20 protein-coding genes are annotated in these 22,379 nt (G+C 40.7%); 15 read left to right on the top strand and 5 right to left on the bottom strand.

The annotated features are described in order from the left end of the window. Positions 1-182: 182 nt before the first annotated feature. Positions 183-749: a DNA-3-methyladenine glycosylase I gene (locus OZX63_RS08580; RefSeq protein WP_277143215.1), complete on the bottom strand. Its 567-nt coding sequence runs from the start codon at positions 747-749 to the stop codon at positions 183-185. 169 nt (positions 750-918) lie between these two features. Here OZX63_RS08580 and OZX63_RS08575 point away from each other — a divergent pair, with 169 nt between their 5' ends. From OZX63_RS08575 to OZX63_RS08545, 7 genes are all read left to right on the top strand, one after another. Beyond that, a complete protein-coding gene (locus OZX63_RS08575) occupies positions 919-1,965 on the top strand; it encodes an aldose epimerase family protein (RefSeq protein WP_277143212.1) in 1,047 nt (348 codons plus the stop codon). Positions 1,966-2,316: 351 nt separating this feature from the next. Next, positions 2,317-2,802 (top strand): hypothetical protein, encoded by a 486-nt coding sequence (locus tag OZX63_RS08570; protein ID WP_277143210.1) that lies wholly within the window; start codon positions 2,317-2,319, stop codon positions 2,800-2,802. A gap of 52 nt (positions 2,803-2,854) precedes the next feature. Further along, complete coding sequence (locus OZX63_RS08565; protein WP_277143208.1) at positions 2,855-4,252, top strand: metallophosphoesterase; 1,398 nt, start codon at positions 2,855-2,857, stop codon at positions 4,250-4,252. Between the two features lie 108 nt (positions 4,253-4,360). After that, complete coding sequence (asnB, locus tag OZX63_RS08560) at positions 4,361-6,310, top strand: asparagine synthase (glutamine-hydrolyzing) (RefSeq protein ID WP_277143205.1); 1,950 nt, start codon at positions 4,361-4,363, stop codon at positions 6,308-6,310. Positions 6,311-6,323: 13 nt separating this feature from the next. Next, positions 6,324-7,598 (top strand): carboxylate--amine ligase, encoded by a 1,275-nt coding sequence (locus tag OZX63_RS08555; protein ID WP_277143203.1) that lies wholly within the window; start codon positions 6,324-6,326, stop codon positions 7,596-7,598. Between the two features lie 108 nt (positions 7,599-7,706). Further along, the gene (locus OZX63_RS08550) at positions 7,707-8,927 is read left to right on the top strand and encodes an MFS transporter (RefSeq protein ID WP_277143201.1); all 1,221 of its coding nucleotides are present in this window, start codon (positions 7,707-7,709) and stop codon (positions 8,925-8,927) included. An 89-nt stretch (positions 8,928-9,016) separates the two neighbouring features. Further along, the gene (locus tag OZX63_RS08545; RefSeq protein WP_277143199.1) at positions 9,017-10,966 is read left to right on the top strand and encodes a M13 family metallopeptidase; all 1,950 of its coding nucleotides are present in this window, start codon (positions 9,017-9,019) and stop codon (positions 10,964-10,966) included. A 98-nt stretch (positions 10,967-11,064) separates the two neighbouring features. On the opposite strand, the gene OZX63_RS08540 is transcribed toward OZX63_RS08545, so the two are convergent. The 3 genes from OZX63_RS08540 to OZX63_RS08530 form a co-directional block, all read right to left on the bottom strand. After that, positions 11,065-13,092 (bottom strand): KUP/HAK/KT family potassium transporter, encoded by a 2,028-nt coding sequence (locus OZX63_RS08540; RefSeq protein ID WP_277143197.1) that lies wholly within the window; start codon positions 13,090-13,092, stop codon positions 11,065-11,067. 118 nt (positions 13,093-13,210) lie between these two features. Next, a complete protein-coding gene (locus OZX63_RS08535; protein WP_277143195.1) occupies positions 13,211-13,633 on the bottom strand; it encodes a hypothetical protein in 423 nt (140 codons plus the stop codon). Positions 13,634-13,845: 212 nt separating this feature from the next. Further along, complete coding sequence (locus OZX63_RS08530; RefSeq protein ID WP_277143193.1) at positions 13,846-14,694, bottom strand: hypothetical protein; 849 nt, start codon at positions 14,692-14,694, stop codon at positions 13,846-13,848. A 186-nt stretch (positions 14,695-14,880) separates the two neighbouring features. On the opposite strand from OZX63_RS08530, the gene OZX63_RS08525 reads away from it, so the two are divergent. Then, the gene (locus tag OZX63_RS08525) at positions 14,881-15,546 is read left to right on the top strand and encodes a type 1 glutamine amidotransferase (RefSeq protein WP_277143191.1); all 666 of its coding nucleotides are present in this window, start codon (positions 14,881-14,883) and stop codon (positions 15,544-15,546) included. A gap of 41 nt (positions 15,547-15,587) precedes the next feature. On the opposite strand, the gene OZX63_RS08520 is transcribed toward OZX63_RS08525, so the two are convergent. Beyond that, the gene (locus tag OZX63_RS08520) at positions 15,588-16,502 is read right to left on the bottom strand and encodes a prolyl aminopeptidase (protein ID WP_277143189.1); all 915 of its coding nucleotides are present in this window, start codon (positions 16,500-16,502) and stop codon (positions 15,588-15,590) included. 513 nt (positions 16,503-17,015) lie between these two features. On the opposite strand from OZX63_RS08520, the gene OZX63_RS08515 reads away from it, so the two are divergent. From OZX63_RS08515 to OZX63_RS08485, 7 genes are all read left to right on the top strand, one after another. Continuing rightward, positions 17,016-17,771 carry a PAS domain-containing protein gene (locus OZX63_RS08515; protein WP_277143187.1) on the top strand — a complete coding sequence of 252 codons (756 nt, stop codon included), beginning with the start codon at positions 17,016-17,018 and terminating at the stop codon, positions 17,769-17,771. Positions 17,772-17,870: 99 nt separating this feature from the next. Continuing rightward, positions 17,871-18,320: a DUF3290 domain-containing protein gene (locus tag OZX63_RS08510; RefSeq protein ID WP_277132173.1), complete on the top strand. Its 450-nt coding sequence runs from the start codon at positions 17,871-17,873 to the stop codon at positions 18,318-18,320. Between the two features lie 11 nt (positions 18,321-18,331). Further along, a complete protein-coding gene (locus OZX63_RS08505; protein ID WP_277143185.1) occupies positions 18,332-18,967 on the top strand; it encodes a DUF421 domain-containing protein in 636 nt (211 codons plus the stop codon). Between the two features lie 11 nt (positions 18,968-18,978). Beyond that, the gene (locus OZX63_RS08500; RefSeq protein WP_277143184.1) at positions 18,979-19,800 is read left to right on the top strand and encodes a Sir2 family NAD-dependent protein deacetylase; all 822 of its coding nucleotides are present in this window, start codon (positions 18,979-18,981) and stop codon (positions 19,798-19,800) included. A gap of 12 nt (positions 19,801-19,812) precedes the next feature. Further along, positions 19,813-20,766, top strand: a complete 954-nt coding sequence (locus OZX63_RS08495) for an exonuclease domain-containing protein (protein WP_277143182.1) — start codon at positions 19,813-19,815, stop codon at positions 20,764-20,766. Positions 20,767-20,863: 97 nt separating this feature from the next. Then, complete coding sequence (locus OZX63_RS08490) at positions 20,864-21,730, top strand: DNA/RNA non-specific endonuclease (protein WP_277143180.1); 867 nt, start codon at positions 20,864-20,866, stop codon at positions 21,728-21,730. Between the two features lie 397 nt (positions 21,731-22,127). Next, on the top strand, positions 22,128-22,340 hold the full coding sequence (locus tag OZX63_RS08485) for a DUF1659 domain-containing protein (protein WP_277143178.1): 213 nt from the start codon (positions 22,128-22,130) through the stop codon (positions 22,338-22,340). Positions 22,341-22,379 lie beyond the last annotated feature (39 nt).

Genomic DNA, 22,379 nt, shown 5'->3' with positions numbered 1-22,379 from the left:
TTGCTGATTATTTCGAGGTAATTAAATTTATTATCAGATATGTGTTTGTGATATGTCCAAGTTGATATTGAGATGATTAACAATAAGTATATGACAGTGCTATACATAATTTAGCTCCATATAATATGTAATATTAACTATTTTAAGGTAACAGGTATTTATCTATAACTGGAATGTCGATTTTACCCGTGATATTTAAACGGACAGGTTTCTAAATGGTCATTAATCAGGCCAATACCTTGTAAGTAAGAATAAATTACAACAGGTCCAACAAAGGAAAAGCCGTCCTTTTTTAATTGTTTGGCCAGTTGCTTAGCAACGTCGTTAGTTGTTGGTACATCGGTCATTGCTTGTGGGTGGTGGATTAGCGGCGTCTTGATAAACTCCTGTAAATAGCGGCCAAAGCTGCCATATTTTGCTTCGATAATCAGAATTGCCTTGGCATTTTTAATGGCAGCGGTGATTTTCTGGCGGTTACGAATAATAGACTTATCTTGCATCAGAGTTGCGATGTCCTCGTCGGTCATTTGGGCAACTTCTTCAGGAACAAAATTTTTAAAGGCATGCCGAAAATTTTCCCGTTTGTGCAAGACAACAGACCAGTTAAGTCCAGATTGAAACAGTTCCAAAACCAGCATTTCATAGAGATATTGCTCGTCTAGATTGAGTTTACCCCACTCATGGTCGTGATATTGCTGCATTAAATTGTCTTGACTGTCGCCCCATGGACAGCGTAAATGTTCTTCCATATTAATAGCTCCTTTGAACTTTATTTTACTTGCTTAATATTAAGTACGCAAAAAATGGTGGAAATAATAATGCAGATTTTATGGTACTAATAATTAATTTGCTATTAGGTAATAAAAGTAATATATTAATGTAAGCGAATACAGTAAGTAAACTTTAGGAGGATAAAAAATGAAAAACGTACATGGAACAATTAGTGAATTTGACGAATATCAGGGTCACAAAATTCAAAAGTTGAGTTTGACAAATGCTAATGGAGTGACAGTATCACTGCTAACTCTTGGTTCAACAATTTATGAAATCACGGTACCTGGTAAAAACGGCGCCCACAATATAGTTTTAAATTATTATCACAGTCAAGACTATCTTGCTAACCCATTTTATGTTTGCATGGCGATTGGTCGCACAGCTGGGCGAATTATGAATGGGCAGATTGTCCTTGATGGTCAGACAACGCAATTACCGCAAAATGAGGGGACAACGACCTTGCATGGTGGACCAACTGGCTTTAATAGTCAGATTTGGCAGGGGAAAATTATTTCAACTGCCGAAGGTAATGCAATTGAAATGAGTCATTTGCAAAAAGATGATGGTTACCCAGGGGAATTGCAGGTTAAGATTGTTTACACCCTGTCATCTGATGATGTTGTTGGCATCAAGTATACTGCCACGAGCACAGCCGACACTGTCTTTAACCCAACGCAGCATGTTTACTTCAATTTAGGTACTGATGATACGATTGCCAAGCAGGTACTAAAGGTAAATGCGGCGCAAATTCAAGAGTTAGACAATAATAAGATTCCAACAGGTAAGCAAATTCCAGTTCAACATACTCCGTTTGATTTTCAGCAACCGACAAGTCTAGGTAAAGCAATTGCAGGGATGAGCGATACCGCTGAAAAAGGTTTTGATGACATTTTTGCAGTTCAGCCAGACGCTGACAATCTGATTGCCAAGCTAGTAGACCCAGAAACTAACACTAGCGTGGGTATTGAATCCGATAGAAACGGATTGGTAATGTTTACTGCTAATTCGTTTACTAAAGATGAGATGAACTTGATTAGAACTAATGGCGTGGGCCAACCATATGAGGGAATTGCACTTGAGCCAGAAACTTTGTCTAAAGCTGGGAGTGCGCAAGACTTTTCCGTAATCGAATTGAAAAAGGGCGAGGAGAAGTCATACACAATTAAGTATCATTTGAGTTATGAAAAATAGCGCTATTTATGCACAACACGTAGGCTGTTAATAAGAACAATGCAAGCTGCCAGCTGAAGCCAAAGTATTGAAATTTTGAGGGTGCTTTTGGCCAAGTCAAAATAAGTTAAAAATATTGCTAAAAAATTATTGCAATGTGATAAACTGTTGATTGCTAAAATTAGAATTTATATTTGTCAAAACAAGCAAAAGCAGGCTTCTTACCATGATAAATTTTTTAACCAAAATTGCTGCTTAATAAATATTTACCAGTTTGAAATAAAATTAAAGAATTTATCGTTGAGAAGTGATAAAGGGGCTAGTTTAATAACTATTTTTGGTATAATATAAGTTGAACTTTAGGAGGATACCATGGATAAGTTAGAGACAATGACTTTGGCCGATGACTTGGCCGCGAACCAAGAAAAAATTTTGAATAAGGAAATAGCGTTTGATGCAGATGCTGTTTACCGTGCAGTTGATAGCTTGCACATTTTAAACAAGCCAGTTGAAGACTACTTTGATATGACGCAAGAGCAATATTACGAGACTGAAAGTGATCATAAGTTGACCTTGATTAAATTGTCAGAGAAGCTAACAGACTTACATGATCGGGTTTTAACTAATCATGTGGATGGTTTTGTGGATAAAGATGAAATTAATCTGACTTATAATCATGAAGATCCTTATGAGGATGATTTTTATAACAGTACAGTTGATTATCATGTTGTTGCATATAGCCTTAAGGTAATTAGTGCGGTTCAAGCAATCGCCTTTAAGGACTTACAAGGGGTATTGTCAAAGGATGCAGTCTTGTCAATTGGCTTGGCAGCACATGCTTTAGCAGAAAATGCATAATTTTTAAGCTGGACTATTATTGGTTCAGCTTTTTTTGTTAGGGGCCAAAATCATGAATGTGTTTAGGCATGCAGAAGGATTATTTGATCGTTTAATTGGTATTAAAAAGCGGGCCGCTTTTAAGAATAAGAGTACAGAGCTCGACCCAATGCAAGAGTATATGACGGTTGGCGAATATCTTGTTGATGGTGAGCAAGGGACGCCGGAAGGTCAGCCGTATAATTTGACCGTTTATAAGGATGAAAACGGCGTTTTACATCAGGCACTCAGCTTAGAGAGTACGGAAAAACTGGCGCCGGAATATGTGCGCGAGTTTAACCAAGAGCTAGGTCGCTACCGTGCGTTTGCCAACCGTAAGACTGGTCGGCGTTATGTGACAGAGCAGTATCTTGACGAATTTATTAATCGCGTTCATGATCACGTGCGTCAGGGTGAAAACTCCGTTAATGTTAGTGTGATTACTGATACTCACTATAAGGACCGCAATAGCAGTGATTTTTATGGTTGGAATGGGTTAACCCACGTCAATGAATTTTCTTATCTTGACGATTCTGGTATGCTTGACCTTAAAGTCCATTTAGGTGATTGGATTGATGGTTCAGACACAGGCTTTTTAAGCGAGAGTGAGCTGATTAAGCTGCGTGATTCCTTTATGTCTAAGAAAGTTCCGTCAATTATGATCAAGGGCAATCATGACGAAAACGATAAGTATGATGAGCATCATGATTTAAAGGCATCATTCCCCGAAAATGAATTTGAAAGCATTATGTGGCCTAAAATGTATGCCCAACAGGACATTCATTTTATTTCGTACCAGCATGGCGTTTGTTACTACGATGTTGACGACTTGCGCTTTATTTCCGTTAATACCTCGGATGTTCCGTATGAGCTCGATGCCCAGGGACAAAAGAAGTACGATACTAAAATCACGCTAGCGGTCAGAGAAGACCAAATTGAAGAAATTATTGAAATTTTAGAGCAATCATCAAATAAAAAAATAGTTTTGATGAGTCATGCCAACCCGATTAACCGTAAGGGATCTAATGCCTTAAAGTACAATGGTCGCTCGCTGCATGAGCTTCTTGTTGCGTTTAACCAATGTGAAAAAGGGCAGATGCATTCTAGTCGCGGAATACCACCTGAATTTCGCTTGGCAAATGATTTTGACTTTACCAATATTAAGAATGCACGAATTATTGCCTACTTTTGTGGTCACCGCCACCGTGAAGACCAATATCGCATCAACGGCATTCAGTATATTTTGTTTAACTGCTCGGCTTTGATGGGGCCTAACCACGTGCTGACGACCAAGTACAACAAGAATTGGAATCGCCAGATTGACCACCATACTGAGTTTGCTGGTTATATTGTAAATATTGACTTGTACCGCCATGCTATCCAAGTATTTGGTTATGGTGCGGCATCTAAACGCAGAATCTTTTATATTTAGTAAAATTAAGCCGGACATCTTGGTAATCGTCCGGCTTTTAGCATATAATAAAACAGTTAAAATAAAGAATTTAATAGATTAAGAAAACTAATTAAGGGAAGATAAACTATGTGCGGAATTGTCGCATTTTATGATCCAGAAATAAATGACAAACAAAAAGCCATTGGTAAAATGATGGCAACGATTAAACACAGAGGTCCAGATTCTGACGGCATGTATACCAATGACAAGGTTGCACTGGGCTTTAGAAGATTATCAATTATTGATTTACGCGGTGGTAGTCAGCCAATTTTTAATGAAGATAATACGCGGGCAATTATTTTTAACGGGGAAATTTACAATTTCCAACCATTAAGAAAAGAACTGATTGATGCTGGACACACCTTCACCACTGAAACTGATACAGAAGTCTTACTGCACGGTTTTGAAGAGTGGGGAATGGATGGCCTACTTAAGCGCGTGCGCGGAATGTTCGCCTTCATTATCTGGGATGACAATACCCAGACAATGTATGGTGCACGGGACTTTTTCGGCATTAAGCCGCTCTATTATAGTGACGAAAATGGGCATTTGCTCATGGGTTCAGAACTGAAGAGTTTCTTTGCTTTCCCAGGCTTTAAACGCCGGTTAAACACGGAAGCAGTTAAGCCATATTTGATGAATCAATATAATGATCTCGAAGAAACTTTCTTCAAGGGAGTTCACCGTTTCCCAGCAGGTCACTGGTTTGAATACAAAGACGGCAAGATGAAGACCCATCAATATTGGGATGCCGAATACAAGGCTAACAATTTGAGCTTTGAAGAAACCGTTAAAAAGATTGATGATGATCTTAAAGAAACGGTTGACTTATACAGAATCGCTGATGTGCCAGTTGGTGCTTTCTTGTCAGAAGGTGTAGATTCTAGTTACATTACCAGTATCTTGGATCCCGACGATGTCTTTTCGATTTCATTTGATGATGCAACTTATGATGAAGCATCGAAGGCAAAGGCCTTGGCTGACATTAAGGGGTGGAAGTTCTTCTCCGATAAAGTAAAGTCGGATGAGGCAATGCATGACTTCCCCGAGATGCAGTACCACATGGATGAGCCGGATGCGAACCCATCAATTATCCCACTCTGGTATTTGTGTAAAATGGCGCGCAAACACGTAACAGTTGCTTTATCAGGTGAAGGTGCCGATGAGTTGTTTGCCGGCTATGTCAATTACGGGATGCACACGCACAACAACATTATTAAGGTCTTTACATCACAATTAACTAAATTGCCGAAGAAGACCAAGGTTAAGTTGGCACACACAATTAAGAAGATGCCAAACTTCCCAGGTAAAGTACACTTGTACACTAATTTGGCCGAACCAAGTGAATTTTACGTTGGTCAATCCGTTATTTATGACATGGATTACCCGACAATCTTCACTTCCGAAGATGCTAACGGTATTTTGAAGCCGTCATACCGCAATAAGTTGACAGTTAACAGTATTTACCAGTCCGACTTTAAGAAGGTCAAGGACCTTGATAATGTTCGTCAAATGCAATACATTGACTTGCACCACTTTATGCTGAATGATATTGAGCAAAAGGCAGACAAGATCTCAATGGCCCACTCATTGGAATTACGGGTACCATATCTTGACCGCAAGATTGCTGAGCGCGCAAACGCGATTCCAACCGAATATTTGGTTAATAAGCATGACACTAAGTATGCTCTGCGTAAGGCTTCGGAAAGAGTCTTGCCGGATGAATGGGCTAAAAGGCCAAAATTAGGCTTCCCAACGCCAATTAAAGAATGGCTCCAAGAGCCGCGCTTTGACAAGCAAGTACGAGAAATGTTTAGCGAAGACTTTGTCAGCGATATTTTTGAGCAAGACAAAATTTTGCAATTACTTGATGAAAACTTCAATGGCGATGGTTCTCACCGCCGTCAAATTTGGACAATCTATACCTTCCTTGTTTGGTACAAATTATTCTTTGTTGATTATGAGGGCACCGTTGCCAAGTACCAACACGTGCAGCCGGAAGTAGCTAGCTTGATTGAACAAGGCAAGCTAGTTTAATAGGAGCAAGATAATGAATCAAGATTTTACGCCAATTTTATTGGGTAGCGATATTAATGTCTATGGTATGGCACGCTCGTTTAATCAAGCTTATGGTATTAAGGTTAAGGCGCTGGCTGATAGTCAGCTTGCAGCAACGCGTTATTCAAAAATAATCGAAGTTGAGTTACACCAGGGCTTTAGTGAAGATCCCACTTTTATGACCGTGATGCGTGAGCAAATGAAGATTTATCAAGACCATCAGGAGCCAGTGATTTTGATTGCCTGTGGCGACGGTTATGCAGAACTGCTTGCTAAACATAAGGATGAATTGCAAGATGTATTTGTTGTTCCGTATATTGATTATGACTTGCTCGAAAAGCTGATTTCTAAGGAAGGCTTCTATCAAATTGCTGAAGAATATGGTTTGCCATATCCTAAGACCAAGATTATTACTAAGGCTGCCTTTCAAGCTGAAGATTATTTGCAACTACCGTTTGACTATCCAGTTGAATTAAAGCCGGAAGATCCTGTTTCTTGGCTCGATGTTCACTTTGAAGGTCGCAAAAAAGCCTTCACGATTCATGATGAAGCTGAATTAACAGATATTGTTGGTAAAATCTATGGTAATGGCTATGAAGCCGACCTAATTCTGCAGGACTTCATTCCCGGCGATGACTCTAACATGCGGGTGCTAAATGCTTATGTTGATAAGGATCACCACGTTAAGATGATGTGCATGGGGCATCCTTTGTTAGAAGACCCAACGCCGCAGTCGATTGGTAATTACATGGCGATTTTGCCGGAATATAATGAAAAGTTATACGAGCAAGTTGAAGCTTTCTTGGAAAAACTCAATTATACTGGGATGGCTAACTTTGACATTAAGTATGATGAGCGTGATGGCCAATACAAATTCTTTGAAATTAATCTGCGTCAGGGCCGGTCGAGTTTTTATGTGACTTTGAATGGCTATAACTTGGCTAAGTGGTATGTTGACGATTACGTTAATGATGATTTGAAGGAAAAGTCGACGGTTTACGGTAATAAGTTAAAGTCCAAGCATGTTCTGTGGCTGGGTGTTCCCGTCAAGATTTTTAAGGAATATGCTTATGACAATGAAGCTAAAGAGGCTGCCGAAGAATTAATTCATGAGGGTCGCTATGGCACCACTGTCTTTTATGATAAGGACCGTAATTTTAAACGTTGGCTGTTAATGAAGTACATGTTCCATAATTATTATGACCGTTATAAAAAGTTTTATCAGGTAAACAAGGGTCAATTCTTTGAGAAGAAACCACAAAAATAAAAATTATTATAAGTAAACTTTTTGGAACACCACTTTGCTAAGGGGTGTTCTTTTTTGGTACTTCTTGCTACACTGGTAATTGGAACTTAAATAGGAAGGACTGAATAAATGAAACTTACACATGGATCTAATAATGAAACAGAAATTAAATTACGTTGGTTGCTGCTAGGTGAATTGGCCACGTGGATTGGGTCAAGCTTTGTTTGGCCATTGACGTCTGTCTATTTAAACAAGCAATTGCACATCAGCCTCTCAATGATTGGGGTTGTCTTATTTTGTAATTGTGCAAGCAACGTTTTGGGATCGCTTGTGGCTGGTCGCTTTTATGACCGCTATAATCCTTATCCCTTAATTGTGACGGGACTAGCTCTTGATGCAATTATCTTATTCTTGATGGCCTTTTTCCATGGCTGGCCAGCTTACTGGATTTGGCTAACGTTAACGGGATTGATTAGCGGCTGGAATGGTACGATGATTAATTCGATTGCGACTAGCCTGCGTAAATATCCGGGACGCTACGTTTTTAATTTGATTTATTTTGCTCAAAATGTGGGGACAGTTACAGGTACATTATTAGTTGGTTATCTGTATGACTTCTCAATTGAATTCCTGTTTATTTTAGCTGCTAGCTTGTTTGCGATTGCTGCAATCAACGCCGCAATTAATTACCGGCCAATTATTAACTTTCATAAGAAGCGCCAGGCGAAAACGGTGGCAACTGGTGAGCAGCCAAAGGCACAACCGATGCCGAAATACAATATGATGCTCACCGTTGGCTTTTTAACATCACTAGCTGTGACTTGGTTAATGTATATGAACTGGGAGTCCAACCTGTCCGTTTATATGGTTTCGTTAGGCATTCCATTCCATATGTACAGTTTGCTCTGGACACTGAATGGCGCGGTAATCGTGATTATCCAAGTAATCTTAGCGCGCTATCCGCACTTGTTTAAAAACCTGTTTCACCAGATTATCTTTGGCACCTTGATGTTTGCCATTTCCTTTGTGACACTAATTTTTGCTCGCGATTTTGCTCACTTTGCCTTGTCAATGTTAATTTTGACTTTTGGCGAAGCCACAGCTTTTCCGGCTGTACCAGCTTACATTAATGATTTATCGCCATTATCGAGCAAGGGCAAGTATCAGGGATTAATCAATATGGCTCGCGGGATTGGGCAGGCATTTGGCCCACTGTTTGGCGGCTTAATTATTGACCGTTCCGGTTATATTCCGTTTTTTATTGTTGCGGCTATCGGAATTTTCTTAATGGTAGTTTTGCTAATCCCACTGCATGCCAAAATGCGCAAGCATCTAACACTGTACAAGTAATTTTGTAAATATTTTTTAATAATAGTCATTTAATGAAAATGATATGATTAATTTAACTTATTTTAATCTAATACTAGAGGAGGATTTTAATGAAAAAACTTATTGCGGTTCGAGGCGGCAGCGGTAATATTATTGAGCCTAAAGTGGGCACTAGACCACAGGACAATATGTATTTAGCTGTTAACTCTGAATGGTTAGAAAAAACTGAAATTCCATCTGATCGTTCGCGGATGGCATCGTTTGATGGCATTGATGTTAACGTTGAGAAGCACTTAATGGCTGACTTTGCGGACTTTGCGGCGGGTAAAAAGGATATTCCTGATGTACCGAACATGGCTAAGGCTGTCGAATTATATAAATTGGCTAAGGACTTTACCAAGCGTAACGAGGATGGTGCTGCGCCAATTAAGCCAGACTTAGAGCTGTTAACTGGCATCAGAGACTTTTCTGATTATAATTTAAACGCTCCAGACCTAGCTACTTTTGCTTCAATTCCATTCGGCTTGAGTGTTGAACCAGATATGAAGAACACCAAGGTTAATGTGCTGAACTTTGCTGGACCAGGAACTTTCTTACCAGATACAACAACCTATGAGACTCCGGATGCTGCCAAGTTATTGGCAATCTTGCAAAAGCAGTCAGTTAAGCTATTGGAAATGGCAGGAATTGCAACTGCTGAAGCTGAAAAGTATGCTGCAGATGCAATTAAGTTTGATGCTAAGCTTGCTAAAGTAGTTAAGTCAGCTGAAGAATGGGCTGATTATCCAGCTTGTTACAACCCAATGAAGATTGCAGACTTTGAAGCTAAATTCAAAGACTTTAAGATTGCATACTACTTAAAGGAAGTCATTGGCGAGGAACCTGATCGAATTATCGTTGAGGAACCACGCTACCTTGACCACATTAACGAAATCATCAATGAAGCTAACTTTGATGAGATCAAGGGTTGGATGATTGTTAACTTTATCAATGATGCAGCCTCAGACTTATCGCAAGAATTTCGGGAAGCTGCCTTTCCGTTTAGTCAAGCTTTGTCAGGTCAGCCAGAATTGCAATCAGGTGAAAAGCAGGCATACCACATTGCTAACGGTGCTTTTAGTGAAGTTGTCGGCGTTTACTATGGTCAGACTTACTTTGGCGCTGATGCTAAAAAAGACGTTGAAGACATGATTCACCGGATGCTAGATGTTTATGAGGAACGTTTGCAAAATAATACTTGGCTGTCAGAAGCAACTAAGAAGAAGGCAATTGTTAAGCTGGAAGCTTTGGAATTAAAGATTGGTTATCCAGATAAGATTGAAGAGATTTACAATCGTTTGCAAGTTATCCCAGCTAGCCAAGGTGGCAGTCTGTATTCAAATGGTCGCGCCTTTGCTGTTGAAGAACAAAAGTACAACATTGAACAATTGCACAAGGAAGTTGACCGGACAATCTGGGCAATGCCAGGTAACTTGGTCAATGCATGTTATGACCCACAAAGAAACGATTTGACATTCCCAGCTGCCATTTTGCAGGCACCATTTTATGATTTGAAGCAGGACCGCGCAACTAACTTTGGCGGGATTGGTTCAGTAATTGCCCACGAGGTTTCTCATGCCTTTGACAACAACGGTGCGCAATTTGACGAGTTTGGTAACATGACCAATTGGTGGACTGATGCAGATTACGCCGAATTCAAGAAGCGGACACAAGATGAAATTGACATTTTTGACGGGATTGAATACGGTCCAGTTAAATTGAACGGTAAGCAGATTGTTTCCGAAAATATTGCCGATCAAGGTGGTTTGACTGCTGCAGTTGAAGCCGCTAAGAATGAGGGCGATGATTTAAGAAAACTGTTTGAAAACTTTGCTCGAATTTGGGCTAACAAGCAATTGACTGAATCAATCAAGACGCAAACTGCTGTTGATGTTCATGCGCCGGGTCCTGAGCGGGCAAATGTCCAAATTCAATGTCAAGATGACTTCTATGATGTCTTTGACGTCAAGCCTACTGATGGGATGTGGCTTGATCCAGACAAGCGAGTTCATATTTGGTAATTGTGAATTTACGCAATAAAAAAGGAGTAGTACTGCTGCACAACTCCTAAATAAAGAGCGTTCGGATTATAATCCGAACGCTCTTTTGATGTCTATTTTTAATTTTCTTCGTTCTTTAAATTAGAATAATCGCGTGCTGCTACTCGCTTAATATGCAAGTTACGTTCAGGTTTACCTAAGATCAACGGTACACGTTCGACAACAGTGTCTGTGTATTCAAGGCCGAACCATGTTGCCGGGTTAGATGACAAGTTTTGTAGCCAAACCCGAGCTTGGACAATCCATTTTTCAAAGCCCTTAAGTTTAGTTAGTGGACTGACGACGTCGTTAACAATAACGAAGGAGAAGTCACCAACTTCGCGTCCGGGCATTGTAGTGTATTCTTGTGGTTGGGCTTCAATCGTTCCATCTTTGATTAAATCATGGACGATTTGCCGCAAGTAAACGTTAACGCTAGTCTGCTTTTTAAAGCCGAGGAACAACTGGACGTTAATCACATTCTTAGTATCGTAAGTATTAACGGCGTACTTAGCCGTGAACGGCTCATTAGTAATGTTAACGGAAACGAACCAGTAAGCATGTGCTCGCTTAGGACGCTTATCCAGAATTGAGTACAAAATTTCGCGCTTGATAAATTTATTATATTTAACTTTTGCCATATAAACTAGGTTAGTGGCGTAGACCGGGAAGTCATCGTCATGGCTCAAGTCAGTTAACATATCGGTAAATTCGTCAAGCCGCACATAGGTGTTGGCACCTTCGTGCTTGTCGCGCACCTTGTTACCGAAGTACCAGATGAACATGACAACGCCGATGAAGCCGGCGATTAAGACAGTTACATAACCACCGCGCATGAATTTGGTTAAACTGGAAATCAAAAACATGCTTTCGATAAAGCCGAAGACTAACAAAAAGCTCAATCGTAAAATCAGCGGCCGTTTTTTAGTGCCTAAGTATTCAAATAACAACAATGTAGTCATTAGCATTGTCACCGTGATTGACAGACCGTAGGCAGCTTCCATGTGTTCAGAAGTCTGGAAGAACATAACAATGGCAATGGTTGCCACACAGAGCATTTTGTTCACTGATGGAATATAAATCTGTCCGTGTTCAGTAGTTGGATAGTCAATATTCATTCGCGGCAGGAATTTTAACCCGCTGGCTTCAGAAACTAGGGTAAAGGACCCAGTTATCAAGGCCTGCGAAGCAATGATAGCGGCAATAGTTGCCAAAATAATAGCAAATAGTCGTAAATTGGCTGGCACAGCTTCAAAGAAGGGGTTTAATTCGGTTCCGTGAGTTTGGTAATTAGGATTTTGTAAAATCCATACGCCTTGTCCCAAGTAATTAAGTGATAAACAAATGAAGACGTACGGCCAAGAGCCACGAATGTTGCCCTTACCAACGTGCCCAACATCTGAATATAGGGCTTCAGCACCAGTAGTTGCAAGGAAGATTGACCCAAGGATAAAAATACCGACCTTGTTGGCAGGACTGAACAAAATTTTAATTGCCCAAAATGGATTAAGAGCTGCTAAAATCGACCAGTCGTGCGCCATGTTTAGCACACCGATTGCACCTAAGAAGGTGAACCAGACAAGCATAATGGGGCCAAACGCCTTACCAATACTGCTGGTGCCGAGCATCTGAATTGAAAATAGCAGCAGCAAAATTACGATGGTAATGATGATGACCATTGTTTGGCTGGGGACGGGGATGCTAGAGCCAAACCGCATGTTTTTTAACCCCTCAATTGAGGTGGTAACTGTTACGGCTGGCGTTAGTGTCCCATCTGCCAAAAGCGCCGCGCCACCAACTAGGGCAGGAATGACCAGCCACTTGGCACGCTTGCGTACTAGCGCGTAAAGGGCGAAGATACCACCTTCGCCGCGGTTAGTTGCGTTAAGTGCCACGATTACGTATTTAACAGTGGTTAGTAAAGTAACCGTCCAGAAAATCAACGAGATTGAACCCAAAATTAATTCGCGATTAGCACTTGCTAGTCCGCCATTACCGGTTAGGATTGATTTCATTACGTAAAGAGGACTCGTCCCAATATCACCGTAAACAATCCCAATTGTAATCAGCATTCCAGCGGCTGAAATGCGCTTTTTCTTTTGATCCATAGTTATGAATACTCCCATAGACTAAAATAATATTTACTTTTAAGTAAAAAAGAATGTCCAACAAGGCATTCTCTTTAAGTATCTATTTTGTTCTTTTTTTGTTGGTAGTACAAGTAAATTATGACAAAGAATTTTCGATTTTACTGCGACGGTCTTCATACCAATTGTCCCAGTCAATATAAGTTGTCATTTTACTTGGGTCAACTTCGTCCTTCTTGGCAATTTCGTCAATCAAACTTTGGAAGTTGGCTGCGTGATATTGTAAAGCGTGTCTGATTAATTCTTTACGTGAAAATTTGATGTTATCAAGCAAGTAGTGGTTAATGTCAACCATGTTTGCGTTGGTGTCATATCTGTCCATAATTTCCAAATCACGTTGATTGAATTGAGAAATGTAGAAGTCGGTGAAGACTTGCAAGTAGTCAGGCTGCTCAGCAAATTCTTCTTGTGTCATGGTAGACCAATCGGCATCTGGCATGACAACTTTAAGTTCATCATTTTCTTGTTCAGTATCTTTAGTGTTATTTTCTTGTTCAGTCAATGCGGACACTCCTTTAATAAAAATAGGAAACGTGAAAGTCAATAGTCATTTTACCGAGTTTAAGCGGTAAAAGCAACTATTGCGGTAATTTACGTTAAATATAGTTGATATTATCTATTAAATTATATCATGTTTTTACTATTAAATTAGACCTGCAAGATAAAGCTCGTCCTTATTAATAAGGACGAGCCGAGAATTAGTTATCTTAAAAGCTATGGCTTTAAGTATTTTTGTACATCTTGCTTGGTAATTTGGCTTGGGCTAGTGTGCCCAGTACTTCTGTACATGTCGATTAAGTCCTGCGGACTCCATGACATTGAGTCAAAGCCCAAACTTTGTAATTTTTTGCGTAATTGTGAAATTTGGCTGGCACCAACGGTCTTACCATTAACCTTATGGTCGCCCATTGCACCTTCACCTGTTTTACCAGCATTGCCAGTGTCACCAGCAGGTTTTTTGGCAGTAGTTACACTAGTGCCTTTTTCTTTAGCGGCGTCTTTGTTGTTGGCAATGCCTTTTTGAGCTTGTTCCTTATATTTAGCATAATATTTGTCTTCAATGTAAGGCAGGTCAAGAATTTTTTGGTAATGGTCAACAGCCTGCTGGTATTGCTTGTCTTGCTCGGCCTTTTTAGCTTGGTCAAAGAGCGGCTTCAATTCGTGCTCATAATTGTCTTTAACATCTTTAATTGTTGCCTGCAGCTTTTGCCCTTGCTTAACAAGTAGTGCATAGCCGTTATTTGCATTAATTACGCTATTGACATTGTTCAACGCGTTAGTATATTCGCCGTCTTTAGTGGCGGAAATGGCAGTCAGCATCTTGTCAGCTTGCTCTTTATATGCCTTAGCTGCCGCAGTATTCTTGAGTTTGCTGGCTTTAGCAAAATTGCTGCTGGCACGGACGTAGTCCTTGTCCATTACCGCGTCCTTACCATTGTCCATCGCTTCAGTATATGCGGCGTTGACCTGATTACTGCTGGCCTTTTGGGTGCCATAAATGGTGCCCCCGCCAAGTACAATAATGACAACTGCCACAATTGTCCAAATCGTAGTTTTTTTCATAATAGGAAAAATCCTCCTTATTAACTTACTCTAATTATAATTGCTTAGGGCATATTTGACTACTTTTGGTGCTTTCTTAAATAAAAAATAACTCTCTAATTTGATTATTCAATTTATTTAAATACAAAAAGTGTAAGATTAATGTATGATTTAAATTAGTAAAGCATTTTGAAAGAAGGCCATATTATGCGCGTTAATATTTTGCAACATACACCTAATGAGGGACCGGGTTCAATCATCGACTGGGCTGAGAGTCGCCATCATGAAGTTTATACGTATCATCCCTATCAGTTTGGTTATTTGCCAACCGCAGACGAGACAGAGATGTTGATTATTCTGGGCGGACCAATGAGTCCCAACGATGACTTGCCGTGGATTAAGCAAGAGCGACAGTTAATTAAAACACTGCTCGCGCAAGATAAGCCGATTTTTGGTGCCTGCTTTGGCGCTCAACAAATTGCTAAAACACTGGGTGCAACTATTAAAAAAGCGGCAGTTAAAGAAGTGGGCTGGGCCCCTGTTAATTTGGAAACAACTGCAATTCCTGATTTACCAACTGAATTACTTGCCTTGCACTGGCACGAAGAAATGTTTGAATTACCGCAAGGTAGCCAATTATTATTTTCAAGTAAATACCACCAAAATCAGGGCTTTGTCATCGGTCACCGTGTGCTTGGTCTGCAGTTTCACTTTGAGCCCAAGGCTAATAATGTTCGCGAGATGGTCGTTAATGATTTTCCTTATATTGAAGGGTCAATCTTAAAGCAATCGGCAGACGACATTTTACGCCAATCGGTTCCGCAGGAGAACAAAAAAGTCATGTTCAAATTATTAGATTACATTACCGAATAGTAAACAAAAAGAGCAGCTCGTATTCGAGTTGCTCTTTTATTTTATTCACCTTTGAAAGTGCCAGCTTCAACTTGCTTGATGAAATCAGCCAAGTGCTTGTAGTAAACGGCAGGGTTGTCAACCATGTGGTGGTGACCGCCATCTGGCGTTGTAACAAGACGTGAGTTAGGGATTTCCTTTTGCATTGTCTTTGCGGTGGCAATTGGCATTGTTTCGTTCTCGCCAAAAGTCAACAGCGTTGGTACCTTAATGTTCTTGAGTTGATCCCTAAAGTGCCAATCCTTCAACTTACCAGTGATTACGAACTCGTTATCACCTTGGAAAGCATTGTAAACAGCAGTGCCGCCAATGTCTTTTAGATGATACAGCTTAGATGGTTGCTTACGGTCGACAAAGTTGATGTTTAAGATGTTAACGTCAGCTTGGTAGCGGTCGTTGTCGTAATCGTTATTGGCTTCACATTCGTGCATGAAGTCAATCTCAGTTTGTGGAAGGACTTCTTGCCGGCGACGGTTAACGGACGCAACATATTCGTCAATTTCGTCAACCATTGAAGAAATGATGGCTCCCTTCAAGTGTTGGCCATATTTAACGGCATATTCTTGGACCAAGAGACCGCCCCAACTTTGACCGATTAAATAAATGTTGTCTAGACCTAACTTAGCCCGAACTTCGTCAACTTCATCTAAGAAGTATTCGTAAGTCAAATACTTTTTAGCAATTTCGGGGTCAGAATAATCAGGTTGGTCAGAATAAAGGGACCCAAGTTGGTCGTACATTGTTACTTGAACGTCCAAGCCTTGCTTCTTCAATTGTTCAGCAGTATCTTCCCAATATTCGTGGTTGCCTCCAGGACCGCCGTGCAAAGCCAAAAGGTGAATGTCGCCGTGGCCTTGGGTGTTGGTCCATAAATGGTAACCGTTGTCTAAAGTGATAATTTTAGTACCAGTTTTCATATTTTCTCCTTTAATGTAATGATTACACTCTCATTTTAGCTCATATCTATATGAAAGAAAAATTACAAACGCGATAAAAAATATTTTTTTGTTTATTGAGATTGCGAAGATCACTAGCTTAGTAGCAATTTTAGTTAAAAGATATCGCTTACTTCTGATATAATAAAAAAGGTACATGAGAAATCATGTACCCCTGGTTTACAATGAAAGGAAGTCTTATTTTGACAAACCTTTTGGTGTTTGGCACTGGCTATGGGGTACACTGGCATGTACCTTGAGACGCAGTGCCGAAGTCTAATCTAATAGCTTCGTCTCACTATTACTATCTTTACCATCAAGGTAATAATAGCACGGATTTGACATTTAGTGAAGCAGTTAAGCCATCATGGTTTAACTGCTTTTTTATATTGTCAACGCGATAAAAAATATTTTTTTGATAGCTAGTGCAAATTAAGCGCTTTTATAATACAATTGTACTATTAGTAAGTTATTTATTGAACAAGGAGAATACAAATGGCAGAACCACAATGGCTGAAGGACATGAATCCTGACGAATATATGCAAGAAGACTTTGATGCTACAGGCAAGAGCCGCTATACAGTTACGGGAATTAATAAGGAAGATCCCGACTGGCTAGATCAAGCTGCTAAGAAGGTCCATGCTGCTGAAGGCGACGATTACGTTAAACTTGACAGTGGTTTGTTAACAGTTAATCAAATTAACTGGATGTTGCGCGACACGATTGGTGAATTGTCATTTGTCGATGAGAATAACCAATTCTTGTGGTACAACCGTCCAGTTGACCCGAATGCCAAGATGAAGGCTAAGCGTGTTCCAGAACAAGTTGGTAACACAATGAATGATGTTCACCCGCATGTTGCCGATGTCATTCAGGAGACCAAGAAAGTTGTTCATGCACTGCGCACAAGACAAGCTGGCCACGATGATGTTTACATGCCAGTTCCTACTGGTAACTTGAAGGAAATGGTGCTTCATTACTACAAGCGGGTAGTTGATGATGAAGGCAACTATGCCGGCATTTATGAATGGGTTCAAGACTTGTATCCATTGGTAAAATACTTCTGCGAAACTACTGGTCAAAAGCTGGTAATCGATGAAGATGCAACAACTGGTGCAACCTTCAGACGCAATTCCGATCCAGATGCCAAAACCGGTGCTTCTACTAAGGCAGAGGCCGCAAAAGAGGAAGAAAAGCCTGCAGAACCAGAGCCAACAACTGATACAGCTAGTGGCGCTTCTGAAAACTAAAAATCACTAAGTAGTGGTCAACTAATAGTTGGCCACTTTTTGTTATACTAAAAGCATAGATTGTAACTTGAGTTTGTTAGGACAAAGGATGACAATGTGATGACTTTTTATACACTTAAATATATTGAGCAAAATCAAAACACGAGCAAGACGATACTCTATGTGTTGATCGCGGCGGCGGCACTAACGATGATTGTGTTTGCGATTTTGTATTTGCGCCACCGGTTTGATACGCGCTATCGCGATTTGGGGATTATTGCGCTGCTGTTTTTACTATTGTTTGTGGGTACGCAATACGAAAAATACGTGGAAACAACGCTGGTTAAGTCGCAGTCGGTTCAGATTGTGCCGTTTATCAAGTCAATTGCGCGCGATCAAGGCGTGACGACATCCGATGTTCTAGTTAATTCAACAACGCTGCAGAATGGCATAATTGTGCGCATTAATTCTAAAGACACTGATTATCAGCTTAACTTAAATGAGGATAATAACAGTTATACCTTGGGTAAAGCTCACGTTATCAATCATGATGTTAATGTGAAGAATTAGGAGGCAGTCTCATGGATTATTTGCAACTTTTTATTAAATTTGCCCTTGGTGTGTTAACCCTGATTTTTCAGATTAATGTCTTTGGCAAAAGCAACTTGGCACCGACGACGGCTCTGGACCAATTACAAAACTATGTCCTTGGTGGCATTATCGGCGGCGTGATTTACAATGCTAATATTTCTGTTATGCAGTTTATGCTGGTACTGATCGTTTGGACACTGGTCGTTTTCATTCTTAAATATGCGCGCGAGCACAATAATTGGGTTCGCAACGTGATTGATGGCAAGCCAATTCAGGTAATTAAAGAGGGCAAGGTGCTTGTTCGCAACTGTTTAACTGCTGGGATTTCTGCTAATGAATTAATGTTTAAGCTGCGCAGCCAGGGGATTTATTCGGTTGAAAATGTCAAAAATTGTATTTTTGAAAAGAATGGTCAATTAACAGTCATTCAAAAAGATGAGACAAATGTCCGCTTTCCTATTATTAATGATGGTCAAGTTAACCAAGATGTGCTTGAATTAATTCATAAGGACAATGAATGGCTTACAGAAGAAGCCCGAAAAGCTGGCTTCAAGAACGTGAGCGATGTCTTCTTAGCCGATTTTAATCATGGCAAGTTGTCGTTTACGGGTTATCACGATAATTAGAAAAGGAAACTATGGAAAATTTAGACAAGGCAAAGCAGTTGCTGGCAGATGCCGAGGTAGTCATCGTGACTGCGGGCAATGGCATGGCGCAAGTTGAGGGGCTGGACATTCTGGCTCAAGGGACGTTTGACCAAGACTTCCCGGTAATTGCGCAAAAGTATGATGTGCATACAATTGGGGGTGCTCTGGATAAAAAATTTGAGTCATGGCAGGAGCAGTGGCTTTTTTGGAGCAAATTGGTGCAAAAATATACGCTGGCCTATCAGCCGAGCAAGACAATGCGCCAATTAAAGCAACTGATTGGTCAGAAACAGTACTTTATTGCCACGTCGACTTTTGGGCATTTTTTTGAAACAGCAGGTTTTAATGAAAACCGGATTTTTAATGCCTTTGGTGATTGGACCAAGATGCAATGTTCAAGCGGGATTAACCACGGTCTAGAGGATAATCGCGCGCTTGTTGCTAAATTGGCAACTAAGGAAATTGACCAAGTTACGGCGGAAATGGTGCCTAAATGTAAAATTTGCCAGCAGCCAATGGAGCTGCACATGCCGTTAAATGCGCACTTTTATCCCGATACTGATGCAAATACGCGGTTTCGTTGGTTTTTGACAGGAAACGAGGACAAGCGTGTGGTCTTCTTGGAGCTCGGGGTTGACGCGACAAGTCCGCAGCTGCTCGACCCGATTGTGCATTTAGTCCAGCAGTTTCCGCAGTGGTCGTATGTGGCAGCCGACTTAACGCCGGAAATGTTGCCGGATGATTTGCAAAAGCGTAGTGCGGCAACTGAGAGCGGCACTGCACCATTAATTGCCGGTTTAGTACAAAAATAGTGGGAAGTAAGAATGAGTATTTTTATTAAAAATGGGGTGCTGCATGTTTCTGGTGCCCAAAATAAGTTGCGCGGCAAGGGACAAGAACTGCCGAGCTTTTTATCCGACTACATAATGCTGGATATTGAAACCACAGGCCTTAGTCCTTACCGCGATCACGTGACGGAATTAGGCGGCGTGAAGGTGCGGAATAACGAAATTGTTGCTCAATACAGCAACTTGGTAACTTATCCCGGATCTAATAAGGTGCCAGCCTTTATCACTAAGCTAAATGGAATTACCGAGCAGCAGCTGCTTGATGAAGGTATCCCTGTTAGACAAGCAATGACCGAATTTCGCGACTTCATCGGGGATGATGTGATTATTGGTTACAACGTCAATTTTGATCTGAATTTTTTGTATGATTTAACTAAAAAGTTCAAGCTAGCTGAGTTGAATAATGACTACGTTGATGTCTTGCGACTAGCGCGGGTGTATTATCCCCGCCAACATAATCGCTTGCTCGACTGTATTCAGCGTGCTAGAATTGCACAAGTTGAGCAGCACCACGGCTTGGCAGATTCGATTGATACTAAAAAGGTCTACGATGATTTTCGCGAGCACTTTACCGATGAATTACTGCAGCAGGCTAAGGACAAGGTGAAGAATCTGGATTTACTGGCAGATGAACTGGAATCCTGGCAGTTGGGTTTTCGCAATCCTGTTAACAACAAGAAGATTGTCTTTGCGGGCAACTTGGGGATGGCTCATGAGGAAGCAATGCAGCTGGTTAATAATCTCGGCGGCCAAGCTCAAACTGAAGTCACTCCAGATACCGATTACTTGATTATGGGCGACCATGATTTCTTTGATAAAAATAATGCGGTAAGGCTTAAGGCTGAGGAGTTTAATCACGCTGGCAGTAAGATTAAACGCTGGTCAGAAAAGTTCTTTCTTAACATGCTCGATGAGTGGGCCAGAAGTTAAAACTAAGCACGATGACAATCGCGCTTTTTTATTGCGCATATTGCAAACAACAGTTCGATTAGTTATACTTAATTGATATTAATTAAGGAGCAATTTCATGGCGCGCAGGCGAAGTAGAAGTAAACGAACTAGCAAGAAGAGCAGCAACTTTTGGTCAGTTGTGATTATTTTGATTGCCCTCGTGTGGGGCGTCTCGACTAAGGGCGGCAGCGACTCCAGCGGCAATCATTTGGCCGACCAATTAACTGGCAAAAAGCCGCAGACTACTGATGTGGGTAAGGCGCAAAGAGCAGCAAAAGTTTATGGTGGCCTTGCGCAAAAGGACTATCAAAAGTTGGCGCAACTGAACTTTAAGAGTGGCAGTAAAGCCTATATTACGGTCAATCATGATCATTCCACGTTGATTAAGAATGCATGGAAGGTCAATCGGGTAATTTATTCTGATCTGGACAGCTTGAACCGCACGTCACATTCCAACACGGCCTTTTTGGAAAAGCGCAACGTGGCTAATGATAGCTTGCGTGTGCGGCAGTTCGTTGAGCCAACCGCGTGGCATTATAATCATCGCGGCAGCACCCAACTTTATAATCGCGGGCACATGATTGCTTATTCCGTGTCAGCTGGGATTGATCAGGAGGGAAATTATAACCCCAATAATAAATCCGGCGATCAAAATAATCCGAAAAATCTCTTTACTCAGACAGCATTTTCTAATCAAAAGATCCAAACGATTTTTGAAAGCAAAATTAGGGCAGCATTGCGGGCTAACAAGCGGGTAATTTATCAAGCAACGCCGATTTTTCGTGATAATGAGCTGATGGCGCGTGGGATTAACCTGCAGGCTATTGCAACTGACGGCAGCCTGGACTTTAACGTGTATCTATTTAACGTGCAGCCAGACTATATCTTTGATTACGCCAATGGCCGCGCCAAGGTTAACCACGAGTTACAGGTAATTGAATAACTAACGGGGACTATTGTGACATAGCCCTTTTTTAGTGGCAGTTGACTTTTTTGCCAATATGGACTAGTGTACTAGTTAGGCAATACAATTAATATAAATGGTCCAAGCACCATAATTATTGTCTTGCCTAAACGATATGAGAGCAGGTGCGAGCAGCAGAAAGTTATAATGAAAAATGTCATTGGCAGTCAAAAACTTTGGCTGCTTGGATAAACAATAAATATACTACTAAAGGACTACTGCACTGCAGTAGTCTTTTGGTATCTCGCAGAATTTTGCCATATTTTAAATAAAAATGTTACACTTGGCGATTTCAATTCGTTAGTAATAGTGTAAGACATCTAGCGCGCAGGTCGATTACACAAACGCAATTATTAATTACTAAGGAGTAACAATTATGAACTTTGAATTATCAGACCAATCAATCCAATACACTTTTTTGAATGAAAAATACACCGGCGGTGCCAAAAGTCGCATCTTAAACAATGTGAAGGAGGGCGTGACTGCAGCTGGTTTAGCAGATGTCGGGGCAGCCTTATCAACATTGCAAGGTGACACACTTGGTGCGGCGATTTTAATTCAAAAGCAAATCGTACCATTGGCAGACTAAGAAAAGTAAAGCAATTATTAGAAAAGAATAGGGGTAAAT

It is taken from the genome of Lactobacillus sp. ESL0700, assembly GCF_029392095.1.
In the GTDB taxonomy this organism is placed as follows: Bacteria; Bacillota; Bacilli; order Lactobacillales; family Lactobacillaceae; genus Lactobacillus.
The sequence above is the reverse complement of the archived record's forward strand: the minus strand, read 5'-3'. Positions and strand labels throughout refer to the sequence as shown.

Bases quoted from the DNA above. Each gene is read 5' to 3' on its own strand.
- OZX63_RS08580 (WP_277143215.1), bottom strand. From the start codon at position 749: ATGGAAGAACATTTACGCTGTCCATGGGGCGACAGTCAAGACAATTTA.
- OZX63_RS08575 (WP_277143212.1), top strand. From the start codon at position 919: ATGAAAAACGTACATGGAACAATTAGTGAATTTGACGAATATCAGGGT.
- OZX63_RS08570 (WP_277143210.1), top strand. From the start codon at position 2,317: ATGGATAAGTTAGAGACAATGACTTTGGCCGATGACTTGGCCGCGAAC.
- OZX63_RS08565 (WP_277143208.1), top strand. From the start codon at position 2,855: ATGAATGTGTTTAGGCATGCAGAAGGATTATTTGATCGTTTAATTGGT.
- asnB (WP_277143205.1), top strand. From the start codon at position 4,361: ATGTGCGGAATTGTCGCATTTTATGATCCAGAAATAAATGACAAACAA.
- OZX63_RS08555 (WP_277143203.1), top strand. From the start codon at position 6,324: ATGAATCAAGATTTTACGCCAATTTTATTGGGTAGCGATATTAATGTC.
- OZX63_RS08550 (WP_277143201.1), top strand. From the start codon at position 7,707: ATGAAACTTACACATGGATCTAATAATGAAACAGAAATTAAATTACGT.
- OZX63_RS08545 (WP_277143199.1), top strand. From the start codon at position 9,017: ATGAAAAAACTTATTGCGGTTCGAGGCGGCAGCGGTAATATTATTGAG.
- OZX63_RS08540 (WP_277143197.1), bottom strand. From the start codon at position 13,092: ATGGATCAAAAGAAAAAGCGCATTTCAGCCGCTGGAATGCTGATTACA.
- OZX63_RS08530 (WP_277143193.1), bottom strand. From the start codon at position 14,694: ATGAAAAAAACTACGATTTGGACAATTGTGGCAGTTGTCATTATTGTA.
- OZX63_RS08525 (WP_277143191.1), top strand. From the start codon at position 14,881: ATGCGCGTTAATATTTTGCAACATACACCTAATGAGGGACCGGGTTCA.
- OZX63_RS08520 (WP_277143189.1), bottom strand. From the start codon at position 16,502: ATGAAAACTGGTACTAAAATTATCACTTTAGACAACGGTTACCATTTA.
- OZX63_RS08515 (WP_277143187.1), top strand. From the start codon at position 17,016: ATGGCAGAACCACAATGGCTGAAGGACATGAATCCTGACGAATATATG.
- OZX63_RS08510 (WP_277132173.1), top strand. From the start codon at position 17,871: ATGACTTTTTATACACTTAAATATATTGAGCAAAATCAAAACACGAGC.
- OZX63_RS08505 (WP_277143185.1), top strand. From the start codon at position 18,332: ATGGATTATTTGCAACTTTTTATTAAATTTGCCCTTGGTGTGTTAACC.
- OZX63_RS08500 (WP_277143184.1), top strand. From the start codon at position 18,979: ATGGAAAATTTAGACAAGGCAAAGCAGTTGCTGGCAGATGCCGAGGTA.
- OZX63_RS08495 (WP_277143182.1), top strand. From the start codon at position 19,813: ATGAGTATTTTTATTAAAAATGGGGTGCTGCATGTTTCTGGTGCCCAA.
- OZX63_RS08490 (WP_277143180.1), top strand. From the start codon at position 20,864: ATGGCGCGCAGGCGAAGTAGAAGTAAACGAACTAGCAAGAAGAGCAGC.
- OZX63_RS08485 (WP_277143178.1), top strand. From the start codon at position 22,128: ATGAACTTTGAATTATCAGACCAATCAATCCAATACACTTTTTTGAAT.